The sequence below is a fragment of the Paraburkholderia sp. USG1 genome, assembly GCF_031570135.1.
Lineage (GTDB): Bacteria > Pseudomonadota > Gammaproteobacteria > Burkholderiales > Burkholderiaceae > Paraburkholderia > Paraburkholderia dioscoreae.
Map to the genome: position 1 here is coordinate 94583 of NZ_JAMWXW010000020.1, position 15227 is coordinate 109809.

A 15227-nucleotide genomic window follows, 5' to 3' on the forward strand; every position below is an offset into this window, starting at 1 on the left:
TCGCTTCGCGCCAGCCCCCCGAGGGGGTGCAGGAAAACTTGGGGCGGCCCGGCGTTTTCTTGCGGGCTTCGGTCACGCGTCATGTGACTTTTTATTGGATTCCATTTTCCGAGGTGTAATACATGAACCTGACGATCATCGGTAGTGGCTACGTAGGCCTCGTGACGGGCGCGTGTCTGGCCGACATCGGCCACGACGTGTTCTGTCTCGATGTCGATCAGCGCAAGATCGACGTGCTCAACAACGGCGGCGTGCCGATCCATGAGCCGGGTCTGCAGGAGATCATCGCGCGCAATCGCAAGGCCGGGCGCCTGACGTTCTCGACCGCCGTCGAAGCGGCGGTCGCGCACGGCGATATCCAGTTCATCGCGGTCGGCACGCCGTCCGACGAAGACGGTTCCGCCGACCTGCAATACGTGCTCGCCGCCGCGCGCAACATCGGCCGCCATATGACGGGCTTCAAGGTGATCGTCGACAAATCCACGGTGCCGGTCGGCACGGCCTCGCGCGTGCGTGACGTGATCGCCGCCGAACTGGCCGGCCGCAACGCTGCGCACATGTTCTCGGTGGTGTCGAATCCCGAGTTCCTGAAAGAGGGCGCGGCGGTGGAAGACTTCACGCGGCCCGATCGCATCGTGCTCGGTTGCGACGAAGACGTGCCGGGCGAAAAAGCGCGCGAGCTGATGAAGCGCCTCTACGCGCCGTTCAACCGCAATCGCGAACGCACGCTGTATATGGACGTGCGCTCGGCCGAATTCACCAAGTACGCGGCCAACGCCATGCTCGCCACGCGCATTTCGTACATGAACGAGCTCGCGAATCTGGCCGACCGCGTCGGCGCGGATATCGAGGCGGTGCGGCGCGGCATCGGGTCCGATCCGCGCATCGGCTACGACTTCCTGTATGCCGGCTGCGGCTATGGTGGTTCGTGCTTTCCGAAGGACGTGCAGGCGCTGATCCGCACGGCCGCCGACCACAAGGCGAATCTGCGCATTCTCGAAGCGGTGGAAGCGGTCAACGACACGCAGAAGAAAGTGCTCGCGCAGAAGATCGTCTCGCGTCTGGGTGAGGATCTGTCCGACCGCACCTTCGGCGTGTGGGGCCTCGCCTTCAAGCCGAATACCGACGACATGCGCGAAGCGCCGAGCCGTCCGCTGATCGCCGAACTGCTGCGCCGCGGCGCCCGCGTGAAGGCATACGACCCGGTCGCGATCGACGAATCGAAGCGGGTGTTCGCGCTGGATCTGAAGGACGTGCCGCAGCAGCACGCGCGCCTGTCGTTCGTGAAGGAAGAGATGGAAGCCGCCGAAGGCGCGGACGCGCTGGTGATCCTCACCGAGTGGAAGGTGTTCAAGAGCCCGGACTTCGATTCGCTCAAGCGGATCCTCAAGACGCCGCTGATTTTCGACGGCCGCAACCTGTATGAACCGGACGCGCTGCTCGAACTCGGTATCGAGTATCAGGCGATCGGCCGACAGCACGCACTGCGCAGCGCGCCGGCGAAGGTCGGCGCGAACGGCTTGCCGCTCGCGCAGGTGGTGGCGCTGGACGCGGCCGGAGCCAGCCGCTGAGCTGCCGCCGGAGCGCCGCCAACGCCAACGCACCGACAAGCACCCGCTCAGCCGTCACCACGCGCCTCATCACGGAGCCCGCCATGTTTGCCAACGTTCTGATCGTCTGCCACGCCAACGTGTGCCGTTCGCCCGCCGCCGAAATGCTGTTCAAGGCCCGGCAACGGGCGGCGTCGCGTTCGCATGCGGAGCCGATCGCGTTTCATTCGGCGGGTCTGCGCGCCGTGAACGGTCACGGCATGGACCCCGTGATGCGGCGCCTGCTCGCCGAGCAGGGCGTCGCCTCGGGCATCCACTACGCGCGGCGTCTGGACCGGCAACTCGTGCGCAGCGCCGATCTGGTGCTGGTCACCGAGCGCGCGCAGGTGAGCGACGTGGAAGCACTCGATCCGGCCTCGCGCGGCAAGGTCTATCCGCTCGGCAAGTGGGAAGCGGATTCCGACGTCGCCGATCCGCACGGCGGGGCGGAAACCGCTTATAGGGAGAGTCTCGTGCTCATCGAACATCTGGTCATGGGATGGCTGAAAAAAATATGCTGATGAAAAAACTCACTGCACACTCACTCGTGGACGGCAAGTCGACGAATTTCAAGTCCAAACTCGCCGCCACGCTTTTGCTGACGTCCTTTCTGTCGGCCTGCGTCACCGCACCTGGCAACTACCTCGACACCTCCCGTCTGAAAGACGACGGCCAGCACGACAGTCAACCCGCCGAGACCTATCCGGTCCATGTGATCGACGCGAATGTCGTGACCGCGCAGGCGCAAGCCGCCGCCGCGAAGACTCAGGTGCTGCCGACCTCCACCTTGAGCGACCCGTCGCAGTATGTGTACCGGCTCGCGCCGCAGGACATTCTCGGCATCACCGTGTGGGACCATCCTGAACTGACCACGCCGCAGGGCAGTACGCTGTCGGCGGGCGGCAACACCACGCAGTCGATCGGCGGCGCGTTGCAGCAGCCTTATACGGCTGCACTGCCGGGGCAGGCCGACCCGTACGGCCAGACCATCGCCGCCGACGGCACGATCTTTTTCCCGTTCGTCGGCCGTATCCGGGCCGCCGGCAAAACCGTCAGCGAGTTGCGTGCTCAGTTGAGCACCGGCCTCGTGCGCTATATCCGCAATCCGCAGGTCGACGTGCGCGTGCTGTCGTATCGCGGCCAGAAGGTGCAGGTGACCGGCGAAGTGAAGACGCCGGGCCCGCTCGCGGTGAGCGACGTGCCGCTCACGCTGGTCGACGCGATCACGCGTTCGGGCGGCACCAATGCGGACGCCGATATTCAGCGCGTGCGTCTCACGCGCAACAACAAACTCTACGTGCTCGACGCCGACCGCATGCTCGATCGCGGCGACACCACGCAGAACGTGATGCTGCAAAACGGCGACGTGATCAACGTGCCGGACCGCACCGACAGCCGCATATTCGTGATGGGCGAAGTGAAGACGCCGATCCAGCTGCCGATCATCAAGGGGCGCATGACGATCGCCGACGCGCTGACGCAGGCCGGCGGCATTCTCGACACGGACGCCAATCCGCGCCAGATCTTCGTGATGCGCGGCATGCGAGATCACCCGACCACACCGGACGTGTATCGCCTCGACATGACGCAGCCGGACGCCATCATGCTGTCCTCGCAGTTCCAGTTGCAGCCGCTGGATGTCGTGTACGTGGGCACCGCTGCGTCGACCACCTTCAACCGTGTGTTGCAGCAGGTTCTGCCGAGTGTGCAGACGTTGTTCTACCTGAAACAGCTGACGCGCTGATCGTCTGAACCGCCGTCGTCAGGCCCGTGCCGCACTGTCCATCGAGGACGCGGCGCGGGACCGAAGCAAATGCCGATGTAACCGATACGGGAAGCGAATTGTGAGCAACCAAATCTCTCCACACATGGCTGGTCCGATCAAGACCGAAGAAGAGGACGTCGTCCTCGGGCAACTGGTGCAGGTGATCCTCGACGACATCTGGTGGCTCATCGCCATCGCCGCCGTGATCGTCGCGATCGCGGGGGCGTACTGCTTCCTCGCCAAGCCGATCTATTCCGCCGATGCGCACGTGCGGGTCGAGCAGTCCGACAACACGTCGCAGGCGCTCACGCAGACGCAAACCGGCGCGGCGATCACCACCGGCTCGACGGCGCTGCCGACCGACGCCGAGATCGAAATCATCAAGAGCCGCGGCGTGGTCGGCCCGGTCGTGCAGCAACTGAAGCTGAACTTCAGCGTCACGCCGAAGACGTTCCCGCTGCTCGGCAGCATTGCCGCGCGCATGGCGACGCCGGGTCAGCCGGCGCGTCCGTGGCTCGGTCTGTCGTCGTACGCATGGGGCGGTGAAGAGGCCGACGTCGATTCGATCGACGTGATCCCCGCGCTGGAAGGTCAGAAGCTGACCATGAAGGTGATCGACGACCAGCACTACGAACTGTATGCGGCCAACGGCGCGCTGCTGCTGCGCGGCGTCGTCGGCCAGCAGGAGCAGGGCGGCGGCGTGACCATGACGGTCAACAAGCTGGTGGCGCGGCCGGGCGAGGAATTCACGGTGATGCGTGCCAACGACCTCGACGCCATCACCGCGTTCCAGTCGGCCATCACGGTGCAGGAGCAGGGCAAGCAGACCGGCGTGATCCAGATTTCGCTGGAAGACAAGAGCCCCGAACATGCCGCGCTGGTGGCCAACGCGCTCGCCCAGTCGTACGTGCGCCAGCACGTGCTGAACAAACAGGCCGACGCGAGCAAGATGCTCGACTTCCTGAAGAGCGAAGAGCCGCGCCTGAAGTCCGACCTCGAACGCTCCGAAGCCGCCCTGACCGCCTATCAGCGCCAGTCCGGCTCGATCAACGCGAGCGACGAAGCCAAGGTGTACCTCGAAGGCAGCATGCAGTACGAGCAGCAGATCGCCGGCTTGCGCCTGCAGATGGCGCAACTCACCGAGCGTTACGGTGACGACCACCCGATGCTCGTGGCCGCGCGCGCGCAGATGGCCGAATTGCAGGCGCAACGCGCCAAATACGCCGACCGCTTCCGCGATCTGCCGGCCACCGAAGTGAAGGCCGTGCAGTTGCAGCGCGACGCGAAAGTGGCGGAAGACATCTACGTGCTGCTGCTCAACCGCGTGCAGGAGTTGTCGGTGCAGAAGGCCGGCACCGGCGGCAACGTGCATATCGTCGACGCCGCGCTGCGCCCGGGCGTGCCGGTCAAGCCGAAGAAGGCGCTGATCCTCTCGGCGGCGGTGATTCTCGGGCTGATCGCGGGCACCGGCTTCGTGTTCCTGCGCCGCAATATGTTCAAGGGCATCGACGACCCCGATCATATCGAGCGTGCCTTCCATCTGCCGGTATTCGGACTCGTACCGCAGAGCGCCGAACAGGCGGTGCTCGAAAGCAGTTTCCTGCGCGGCGGCGAACGCCTGCGCTCGGTGCTGGCGAATGCGCGGCCGAAGGACGTCACGGTGGAAAGCCTGCGCAGCCTGCGCACCTCCATGCAGTTCACCATGATGGACGCGAAGAACCGCATCGTCATGCTAACGGGCCCGATGGCCGGGGTCGGCAAGAGCTTCCTGACGGTCAACCTCGCGGTGCTGCTCGCGAATTCGGGCAAGCGTGTGCTGATGATCGACGGCGATATGCGCCGCGGTGTGCTCGAACGCTATCTGGGCGGCGTGCCGGATAACGGTCTCTCTGAATTGCTGAGCGGCCAGATCTCGCTGGAAGAAGCGATCCGCAGCTCGAACGTGGAGGGCCTGAGCTTCATCTCGTGCGGCCGCCGTCCGCCGAATCCGTCGGAACTGCTCATGTCGCCGCGGCTGCCGCAGTACCTCGAAGGTCTCGCCAAGCGCTACGACGTAATCATGATCGACACGCCGCCGGTGCTGGCCGTGACCGATGCGTCGATCATCGGCGCGTATGCCGGTTCGACCTTCTTCGTGATGCGCTCGGGCGTGCACAGCGAGGGCGAAATCGCCGATGCGCTCAAGCGTCTGCGCGCGGCCGGCGTGCACGTGCAGGGCGGCATTTTCAACGGCATGCCGGCGCGCTCGCGCGGCGGCTACGACCGGGGCTATGCGGCGGTTCAGGAATACCTGAGCACCTGAGCCGGATGCGTTTCGGGATGCAATCCGGTCTTCGCGCAACGACGATTAAAAAGGACATCACGATGAAAGTGACGGTACTGGTTCCGACTTTCCGACGCCCGGCCGATCTGGCGCGCTGCCTCGCCGCGCTGCAACGGCAGTCGCGGCTGCCCGACGAAGTGGTGGTAGTGGCGCGCGCCGACGACGAAGCGACCCACGCCTGCCTGCGCGATCCGGCCGTGCCGGGCGCGCTGCCGCTCTCGGTGGCGCTGGTCGAGGTGCCCGGCCAGGTCGCGGCCCTGAATCGCGGACTGGACGCGGCCAACGGCGACGTGATCGCAATCACCGACGACGACGCCGCGCCGCACGCCGACTGGGTTGAACGCATCGCGGCCGCATTCGAGGGCGACGCGCGCCTCGGCGCGCTCGGCGGACGCGACTGGGTGCACGAGAAAGGCCGCGTGCTCGACGGCGAGCGGCCGCTGGTGGGCAAGGTCACGGCTCACGGCAAGATCATCGGCAATCATCATCTCGGCGTGGGCGGTGCGCGCGAAGTCGATATTCTGAAAGGCGCAAACATGAGCTATCGCCGCGAGGCGGTGCGCACCATCCGTTTCGACGCGCGCCTGCGCGGCGCGGGCGCACAGGTCCACAACGACATGGCCTTCAGCCTCGCAGTGAAGAACGCCGGCTGGAAGCTGATGTACGACCCGCGCGTGGCGGTCGATCACTTTCCCGCCGAGCGGTTCGACGACGACCGGCGCGACGCGCAAACCATGACCGCGTTGCGCAACGCCGCCTTCAACTTCCATCTGATCCTGCGCGACCAGTTGCCGCCGCTGCGCCGCGAAACCGCGTGGTGGTGGTGGACGCTGGTCGGCACGCGGGTCTATCCGGGGCTTACGCACGCGGCGCTCGCGCTGCTCTCGAAGCAGGCCGGCCTGAAGCTCACGCGCTGGCGCGCCGTGCGCACCGGCGCCCACGAAGCGCGCCGCGCGTTGTCCCGCGCCGCGTGATTTCCGCGCTCTGTACGTTCACGCATCGCGTTCGCGCGTCGGCAGCCCGCATTCGGGCCGCCGATGCCCCTTTCCACCGGCAGAGCGGAGTGTCTGCATGAGTACGAAAGTCCACGTTCATCTGTTTTACGGCGCGGATCCGCGCTTTTACCGGCCGGGCGACGATATCGGCTGTCTGTACGGCTATCACCACGCGGAATCCGACGCGTTCAAGCTCACCTATTCGCAGGACGCCCGCGAAGGCAAGCCGGTGCGGTTGCTGCGCCGCGCGCTGAAGGCGGCGCTCGGCTTCGACTTCATCCATACGTGGCGCAATCGCGCCGAGATGCTGCGCTCGGACGTGATCTGGACGCATACCGAACAGGAATGGCTCTCGGCCGCGCTCATGCTGTTGCTGAGCGGCCGCAAGGCGGGCGCCGACAGCGGCCCCTTGCTGCTCGCGCAAAGCGTGTGGCTGCTCGATAAGTGGCCTTCTTACGGCATGCTGCGCAGTTGGCTGTATCGCAAGCTGATGAAGCGCGCCGATCAGCTCACCACGCTCGCCAGCGAAAATGCCGAACTGTGCCGGCGCTATTTCGATCGCGACGCCAGGCCGTTGCTGTACGGCCTGAATACGCGCGATTTTCCGGTCAGGAGCCCTGTTGAGTGGATGCCGCACGCGCCAATCCGCATCGCCGCCATCGGTAACGACCGCGACCGCGATTGGGAGACGCTCATCAAGGCATTCGGCAACGACGCGCGTTATACCGTGAAGCTCGCTACTCGGCGCCGGATTCCCGCGTCGCTGCGCGCGCCCAACGTCGAGATCGCACTGTTCTCCGGCATCAGGAAGCAGCACGAACTGTACGACTGGGCCGACGTGATCGTCGTGCCCTTGCGGCCGAATTCGCACGCATCGGGCATTACCGTGATGCTCGAAGCAGCGGCGGTCGGCAAGCCGATGGTGGTGACGAATGTCGGCGCGTTGCAGGATTATTTTCCGGCAGGCGAGGCGTTCTATATCCCGCCGTTCGATCCGCAGGCGTTGCGCGAAGCGGTCGACCAGCTTGCCGCCGCACCGGCGCACGCGTTGCGCCAGGCGCAGGCGGCCGCGGCCGGCCTGTTGTCACGCGATCTGACCACGCAGCACTACGCGATGCAGCATGTGCGGATCACCCAGGAGATGCTGCGGGCGAGGGCCGCGATGCGCGCGCGCCCGGCGGCCGGGATGACCTCGGCTGCGGCGGCGGCAGTGGCCGAGCCCGAGCGGTCGGCGCGCCAGTCGCGCGGGGGTCTCTGAACGATGTCGACGATTGCGCGAAGCGCCGATAGCTCGAACGGCACCGGACGGGCGCCGTCCCGTGCCCGCAAGGAATGGCTGCCGGAGGCTTTGCTGTGGTTCGTCACGGCGCTGCTGATCGGCGCGCATCAGGGCACGGTGCTCACGCTCGCGTTTCCGATGCTCGCGATCCTGACGGGCCTGTGGCTCTACTTCAGGAGCCCGGCGCGCTATGTCGGCTTCATGTGGTGGCTGTGGTTCCTGAGCCCGGAAGTGCGGCGTCTGGCCGACTGGTCCAAGGGTTCGTTCACGCCGACCAGCCTGATTCAGGTTGCGCCGCTCGCGGTGACGATGATCAGCGCGTTGTCGCTGCTGCGCTACTACAAGCTGCTCGCGCAACGGCGCGGTCTGCCGGTGCTGCTGGTTCTGCTCGGCCTCGTCTATGCGTTCCTCGTCGGCGTGATGTCGAGCGGGCCGCTCGCGGCCACCTACGATCTCGCGAACTGGCTCTATCCGATCCTGATCGGCTTTCACATCATGGCGAACACGCGCCAGTATCCGCAGTATCGCGACACCATCGTCAACACGTTCATCTGGGGCATGCTGGTGATGGGCGGCTACGGTCTCGTGCAGTTTTTCATCATGCCGCAATGGGACGCGCTGTGGATGCTCGGCTCGCAGATGAACTCGCAAGGCGATCCGGTGCCGATGGGCGTGCGCGTGTTCAGCACGATGAATTCGTCGGGACCGTTCGCGTTCGCGATGATGGGCGCGATGGTGTTCGTGATGGCGGCCACGCACCGGGTGCGCTGGGTTGCCGCGGCGCTGGGCTTTTTCGCGTTCGCCCTGAGCCTCGTGCGCTCGACGTGGGGCGGCTGGGTCATCGCGCTCCTGATCCAGCTCGTCAAATCGAACAACAAGGTGCGGGTGCGCATCGTCGCCAGCGCGGTGCTGCTGGCGGGGCTCTGCGTGCCGCTGCTGGCGGTCGGCCCGGTCGCCGAGCGGATGCAGGCGCGCCTGACCACCATCGTCAACCTGAACGACGACCAGAGCTACGCGGCGCGTAACGAGTTCTACGCGACCTTCGCCAAAACCGCCTTTACCGATGTGTCCGGCGAAGGCATGGGCGCGACCGGCACGTCCACCAAGCTCTCGAACGACGGCGGCCAGCTCGGCCAGTACGGCAACTTCGACAGCGGCGTGATGAACATTCCGTTCGTGCTCGGCTGGCCCGGCACGCTGCTCTACATGTCCGGCATTGTCTGGCTCGTGACGCGCGCCGTGCTCGCGTCGTTCAAGCTGCGCAACGACAAATTCGTCTCCGCCTGCCTGAGCCTGAGTCTCGCGACCTTCGCGATGCTGGTGTTCACCAATTCGCTGGTCGGCACGGGCGGCTTGCTGCTTTTCATGAGTGTTTTTTCAATCCTTTCCGCGGTGCATTACGAAAAACTGAACCGCGCAGGTATGTCATATCGCACGCTATCACTCCACGGAGGCACTGATTGAGAGTTGCCATTGTCACGCACGTTGTGCGCCATAACGACGGCCAGGGGCGCGTCAACCACGAGATCGCGCGCGCGGCGCTCGACGAGAATATCGGCGTCACGCTGGTCGCCTCGCATGTCGCGCCGGATCTGCTCGCGCATCCGAACGTTCGCTGGGTGCCGGTGAAAATCGGCCGCTGGTGGCCGACCAATCTGCTGCGCCAGCAGGTGTTCGCGTTCAGAAGCGCGATGTGGCTGCGCGCGCATCGCCGCGAATACGACGTGCTGCATGTGAACGGCTTCATCACGTGGATGCACGCCGACGTCAACACCTCGCACTTCGTGCATAGCGGCTGGTTCGGCAGCAAGTATTACCCGTTCGGGCTCACCAAAGGCGTGTGGTCCGCGTATCAATCCGTCTATACACGTTGCAATGCGCTGCTCGAACGCTGGGCTTACCGGCGCTCGAAGGTAATCACGGCGGTGTCGCAGAAGGTCGCGGACGAAATCCGCGCGATCGGTCTCACGCCGGATAACCGCGTGGATGTGATCTACAACGGCGTCGATACGCAGGGCTTCGCCGCGGCCACCGGCGACCGCGAGAAATTCGGCCTGCCGAAGGACGCGTTCCTGCTGCTGTTCGTCGGCGACCTGCGCACGCCGCGCAAGAACCTCGGCACCGTGCTCGCCGCGCTCAGGTTTCTGCCGGAGCACGTGCAGATCGCGGTGGCCGGTTTTCTGCCGGGCAGCCCGTACCCGGAAGAGGCGAAGGCGCTCGGCATCGCGCATCGGGTGCATTTTCTCGGGCTCGTGAAAGAGATGCCGGTGCTGATGCATTCGGTCGACGCCTTCGTATTCCCGTCGCGCTATGAAGCGATGAGCCTGTCGCTGCTCGAGGCGATGGCGGCCGGTTTGCCGGTGGTCACGGCGCGTACCGCGGGCGGCGCTGAAATCATCACGCCGGAATGCGGCATCGTGCTCGACGATCCGGACGATCCCAGGGCGCTGGCCCAGGCGGTCGCGCGTCTCGCCGGGAACCACGACGAGCGCCGCGCGATGGGCGTCGCCGCCAACGAACTCGCGACCGGCTTCGGCTGGGCGCGCATGGCCGCGCAATACATCGCGCTGTATCGCCAGTTGGCCGGGCAGCAGAAGGATCGACGGCGCAGCGAAGCGGAAGCGGCGACGGTCGCGAGGAACGACGCGCTGACGCTGAACACGCTGGCCGGCCAGAAGAGCGCGGAATGACGCGGCGGGTTTCATCCAACCGGCTGACGTATTCGGCGCTTCATCACCACAACTCTCAGAACGCACAGGGGTCACAATCATGACGACGAGCTCCATCAAATCGCTGCAGATCGGGATGCACTGGTTCCCCGAGCGCGCGGGCGGCCTCGACCGCATGTACTACTCGCTGGTCGGCGCGCTGCCGGGCGCGGGCGTCGCGGTGCGCGGCGTGGTAGCCGGCTCGCCGAAAGTGGCCGCCGACACCGGCGGCGCGATCAACGGCTTCGGCTCGGCCGCGCAATCGCTGCCGTTGCGCCTGATGGCCGCGCGCCGCGCGCTGCGCCAGGAACTCGGCAAGTCGCGCCCGGACGTGATTTCGTCGCACTTCGCGCTCTACACATTTCCGGGTCTCGACGTGACCCGCGGCATTCCGCAGGTTTCGCATTTTCAGGGGCCGTGGGCCGACGAGAGTCACGTGGAAGGCGCCGACTCACTTGGTCAACGCGCCAAGCGCTATCTGGAGCAATCGGTCTATGCGCGCTCGTCGCGGCTGATCGTGTTGTCCGAGGCTTTCGGCAAGATTCTGACCTCGCGCTATCGCATTGCGCCGGACCGGGTGCGCGTCGTGCCCGGCTGCGTGGATGTCGAGCAGTTCAATCTGCCGATCTCGCCCGCCGAGGCGCGCCTGCGGCTGCAATTGCCGCAAGACCGGCCGATCGTGCTGGCGGTGCGGCGCCTGGTGCGCCGCATGGGCCTCGAAGATCTGATCGACGCGGTGAAGCTGCTCAAGCGGAGCGCGCCGGACGTGCTGCTGCTGATCGCGGGCAAGGGGCGGCTCGAAGGCGAACTGCAGGCGCGCATTACCGAGGCGGGTTTGGAGGACAACGTCAAGCTGCTGGGTTTCGTGCCCGATCAGCATCTGGCGGCGCTGTACCGTGCGGCGAATATCAGCGTGGTGCCGACGGTCGCGCTGGAGGGCTTCGGGCTGATCACGGTGGAATCGCTCGCCTCGGGCACGCCGGTACTGGTGACGCCGGTGGGCGGCTTGCCGGAAGCCGTGGCGGGTTTGTCCCCGAATCTGGTGCTGCCGGAGACGGGCGCGAAGGCGATCGCGGACGGACTCGCGGGCGCGCTGAACGGCACGCTGAAATTGCCCGATGCCGAAGCATGCCGCCGTTATGCGCGTGAGAACTTCGATAACTCGGTGATCGCGAAACGGGTGGCGTCGGTGTATGGGGAAGCGATTGCGGCGGGTGGAGTGCATTGAGTCAAGGCCGTGCCGCGGTGAATGACAAACGCGGAGCCTCGATCATTGCGATCGGGCTCCGCCTCTCCTCGCGTTACGGCATGGCATGAAAGAAGATCCCAGCCGGTGAAGATGCACGACCGCCAGCGCGGCCGCGCGTTTCCATCGCGAATCAGAACGTCTCGTGATGCTCGTTGCGCCCCAGATCCGCATGAACCATCATGTGGCACAGCTGTTCCAGCGTGGTTGCCGGTTTCCAGCCGAGCTTCTCGTGAGCCTTGTCCGCGCAGCCGATCAGCAGATCCACCTCGGCCGGGCGATAGAACTTCGGATTCACACGCACCAGTGTCTTGCCGGTAGCGACATCGATACCGGTTTCGCGCTCTTCCTTGCCCGACCATTCGAGCTGATACCCCGCGGCGGCGAACGCCATGCGCACGAAATCGCGGACCGTTTCGGTGCGGCCGGTGGCGAGCACGAAGGTGTCCGGCTCGTCGGCTTGCAGCATGCGCCACATGCCTTCCACGTATTCGAGCGCGAAGCCCCAGTCGCGCCTCGCGCTCATGTTGCCCAGCTCGAGCACGTCCTGCTTGCCGAGCTTGATCTTGGCGACCGTGTCGGTGATCTTGCGGGTGACGAATTCACGGCCACGCAGCGGCGATTCGTGATTGAACAGAATCCCGCTGCTCGCGAAGAGGCCGTACGACTCGCGGTAATTAATCGTTGACCAGTGCGCGAACAGCTTGGCGACGCCATACGGGCTGCGCGGATAGAAGGGCGTGTCTTCGCGTTGCGGCACAGCCTGCACGAGACCGAACATTTCCGACGTCGACGCCTGGTAGTAACGCGTCTTCGGGTTGAGAATGCGGATGCCTTCGAGCAGATTCAGCGCGCCGATGCCGGTCACTTCGGCGGTCGTCACCGGCTGGTCGAACGAAACGCCCACGAAGCTCTGCGCGGCGAGGTTGTACAACTCGTCGGCCTGCGCGCCTTCGAGCAGACGCAGCGTCGAACCCAGATCGGTGAGATCGTGCTCGACCAGACGCAGATTCGGATGATCGAGCACGCCCAGCTCACGCATGCGCCAGAAATTGACGGAACTCGTGCGCCGGTAGGTGCCGGTCACATGGTAGCCCTTGTCGAGCAGCAGTTTGGTCAGATAGGCGCCGTCCTGACCGGATACGCCGGTGATGATCGCTTTGCGTGGTTGGCTCATAGCTTGCCTTCGAGATTGTTAAAAGAAAGAGAAAAAGCAGTCGCGCCGGTAAAGGCGCATTTCATCGGCACACCCGGAAACACATCTCAGAAGCACGTTCCGCAAGCGCCAAAGGCACCAAAGCGCGAACCACACTTGCAAAAGCGCTTCAGGGCGTGCCGTCCAGCAGCCGCCGCACCAATGGTTCGACGACCTGAAAATCCCGTTCCGCCTTGAGCCGGTACAAACCCGGTTTGGGGTGTGCACCATCGGACATCAATGTCTTCCAGTCCGGCAGATTGCTGATGTAGGCGAACTGATCGACCAGCGGCACCTGCTGCTCGGCGGCCACGCGGCGCGTCATCGCGACCATCGTGGCGAGCCGCGCGTTGAGCCGGTTGTCGGGCATCGGATTCGCGGTCTGCAGAACCGGCTCTTTGCCGAGCGCGCGGGCGGTTTTCACGAGCGTCGTCTCGGCCGTGTAGAACTGCTCGGGCGTCTGGTTCTGCATCACTTCGTTGATGCCGTAGTTGATCAGCACGATCTGCGCGGGCGAGGCGGCGAGCCGTTCCTGCCAGGGCAGGCCGGCCGTCGGCCCGGCGCGGCGATTGCCCGTGCCGTCGCGCAGTTGCGCCGCCATCGTGTTGCCCACGCCATAGTTCGTGATACGCACCCGTTCGCCGTGGCGCGACTGCAGTTCGTCTTGCAGATAGGACACCGCGTTTTGCGCCTGCGGGCCGCAGTGGCCGTCGCTGCAGGTAATGCCGAGGGTGGTCGAATCGCCGTAGGCCTCGATCAGCACCTGTGTTTGTGGGCCCGGGCCCACGGCGATCGCGACCGGCGCAAGCATTGACGCTGCCGCCCACACGCTGGCAGCGAGCCATGCACGGCGTTTCATGCGCGGCTTTGCGGCGCGGTGCTCACGCCGCCGGCCGCGGTCTGCGAATGTGTCTGTGTCTGCGCATTCGTCTTGCCCGCCGAGCCGAAAATCAGGCGCTTCTCGAACGCGAACCATGTGATGGTGGCGTAGACCAGCGTGATCGCGAGTGCCAGCGCGGCGGTCACATAACGGTTCAGATGCAGCGGCCAAAGCGTGTACAGCACGCTCAGGTGAATCAGATAGATCGTGTAGCTGATGGTGCCGATATAGACCAGCACGGGGTTGCACAGCAGCCGTTTGACGATGCCCTTGCTTTGCAGGGCGATGACCACGACGGAAGTACAAAGCACCAACGAAACGCTGTAGAGCCCGGCGTTCGAGAGCGGCGTATTCGCCGCGCGAAAGCGCGGAAAGTGCAGATGCAGCCAGGCCAGCACCGCCAGCGCCGCGAACAGTCCCACCACCGCGACGCCCTTGAACGGTTCGAGCGCATTACGGTCACGCCGCACGGCAACCGCGAGCAACGCACCGGCCGCGAGCAGATCCATGCGGAACGGCGTGAGGTAATAGATCGGCCAGAACGAATCGAACCAGGGCGTGGCTACCGCGCGCAGCACTGGCACCAGCAGGATCAACGCGGTCGCCACGTAGCCGAGCACGCGCTCGGGCAAGAGCAGGATCACGAATGGCCAGAAAATATAGAACTGCTCCTCGACGGCGAGTGACCACAGCACATTCAGGCTGTCGTGACCGCTCTGATTGAGCGCGTCGCCGATATTGGTCGCGAAGAATGCGTACCACTGCCAGTGCTGCGCCCACCCGAAGCCGAACAGAATCGACGACACCACCATCAGCAGCACATACGGCGGCAGGATGCGGCGTGCCCGGCGTGCGTAGAAATAGCCGAAATACGACTGCCCGCGCGCCTTGCGTTCGAGCAGGATGCCGGTGATCAGAAAGCCGCTCAGAACAAAAAACAGATCGACACCCATCCACAGCGGCGCTTTCAGTGCGTGCTGCGCGAATACGGCGAGCACGGCGATGGCGCGCAAGCCGTCGAGCTGCACGATGCGGCGGGAGTGAGAGGGCGCTAAGGGCAGTGCGCTGGCAGTCATGAACCGTCCATGGTGTGAAGCGGATGGGCCGGGCGAAGCGTCGCGCGAGGCTTGCGGAGAACAGGCGCGCTCGCTTCGCGTCGCAACGGAAGTGCAATCGATTCTAGGGAAAATAAAATCGTGAAAAAACGGGAATGAATTGGATAAATGAATCAGATTGCAACAGGGGGT

Annotated in this window: 12 protein-coding genes; 9 read left to right on the plus strand and 3 right to left on the minus strand. The window is 65.0% G+C overall.

Features of this window, described 5'->3' with window-relative positions; all coding sequences use genetic code 11:
* The first annotated feature begins 122 nt into the window (after nucleotides 1-122).
* The 9 genes from NE850_RS25080 to NE850_RS25120 all read left to right on the plus strand — a co-directional run bounded on the left by NE850_RS25080 (nucleotide 123) and on the right by NE850_RS25120 (nucleotide 11887).
* Nucleotides 123-1571 (plus strand): UDP-glucose/GDP-mannose dehydrogenase family protein, encoded by a 1449-nt coding sequence (locus NE850_RS25080; RefSeq protein ID WP_007181962.1) that lies wholly within the window; start codon nucleotides 123-125, stop codon nucleotides 1569-1571.
* Nucleotides 1572-1654: 83 nt separating this feature from the next.
* On the plus strand, nucleotides 1655-2110 hold the full coding sequence (locus tag NE850_RS25085; RefSeq protein WP_007181961.1) for an exopolysaccharide biosynthesis protein: 456 nt from the start codon (nucleotides 1655-1657) through the stop codon (nucleotides 2108-2110).
* Nucleotides 2104-3333: a polysaccharide biosynthesis/export family protein gene (locus tag NE850_RS25090; protein WP_165187438.1), complete on the plus strand. Its 1230-nt coding sequence runs from the start codon at nucleotides 2104-2106 to the stop codon at nucleotides 3331-3333. Before NE850_RS25085 ends, NE850_RS25090 begins: the two co-directional genes overlap by 7 nt.
* A gap of 124 nt (nucleotides 3334-3457) precedes the next feature.
* The gene (locus tag NE850_RS25095; protein ID WP_007181959.1) at nucleotides 3458-5656 is read left to right on the plus strand and encodes a polysaccharide biosynthesis tyrosine autokinase; all 2199 of its coding nucleotides are present in this window, start codon (nucleotides 3458-3460) and stop codon (nucleotides 5654-5656) included.
* Between the two features lie 62 nt (nucleotides 5657-5718).
* Nucleotides 5719-6651, plus strand: coding sequence for a glycosyltransferase family 2 protein (locus NE850_RS25100; protein ID WP_165185922.1), 933 nt, complete (start codon nucleotides 5719-5721; stop codon nucleotides 6649-6651).
* 97 nt (nucleotides 6652-6748) lie between these two features.
* Nucleotides 6749-7930 carry a glycosyltransferase gene (locus tag NE850_RS25105; RefSeq protein ID WP_007181958.1) on the plus strand — a complete coding sequence of 394 codons (1182 nt, stop codon included), beginning with the start codon at nucleotides 6749-6751 and terminating at the stop codon, nucleotides 7928-7930.
* Between the two features lie 3 nt (nucleotides 7931-7933).
* Nucleotides 7934-9415, plus strand: coding sequence for a hypothetical protein (locus NE850_RS25110; protein ID WP_007181957.1), 1482 nt, complete (start codon nucleotides 7934-7936; stop codon nucleotides 9413-9415).
* Nucleotides 9412-10641 carry a glycosyltransferase family 4 protein gene (locus NE850_RS25115; protein ID WP_007181956.1) on the plus strand — a complete coding sequence of 410 codons (1230 nt, stop codon included), beginning with the start codon at nucleotides 9412-9414 and terminating at the stop codon, nucleotides 10639-10641. Before NE850_RS25110 ends, NE850_RS25115 begins: the two co-directional genes overlap by 4 nt.
* 79 nt (nucleotides 10642-10720) lie before the next feature.
* Entirely contained in the window at nucleotides 10721-11887 is a 1167-nt protein-coding gene (locus NE850_RS25120) for a glycosyltransferase family 4 protein (protein WP_007181955.1), read from the plus strand.
* A 151-nt stretch (nucleotides 11888-12038) separates the two neighbouring features.
* On the opposite strand, the gene gmd is transcribed toward NE850_RS25120, so the two are convergent.
* The 3 genes from gmd to NE850_RS25135 form a co-directional block, all read right to left on the minus strand.
* Nucleotides 12039-13082, minus strand: coding sequence for a GDP-mannose 4,6-dehydratase (gene gmd / locus NE850_RS25125; RefSeq protein ID WP_007181954.1), 1044 nt, complete (start codon nucleotides 13080-13082; stop codon nucleotides 12039-12041).
* A 148-nt stretch (nucleotides 13083-13230) separates the two neighbouring features.
* Entirely contained in the window at nucleotides 13231-13959 is a 729-nt protein-coding gene (locus tag NE850_RS25130) for an SGNH/GDSL hydrolase family protein (protein ID WP_310699533.1), read from the minus strand.
* On the minus strand, nucleotides 13956-15056 hold the full coding sequence (locus NE850_RS25135; RefSeq protein WP_310699534.1) for an acyltransferase: 1101 nt from the start codon (nucleotides 15054-15056) through the stop codon (nucleotides 13956-13958). Before NE850_RS25135 ends, NE850_RS25130 begins: the two co-directional genes overlap by 4 nt.
* Nucleotides 15057-15227 lie beyond the last annotated feature (171 nt).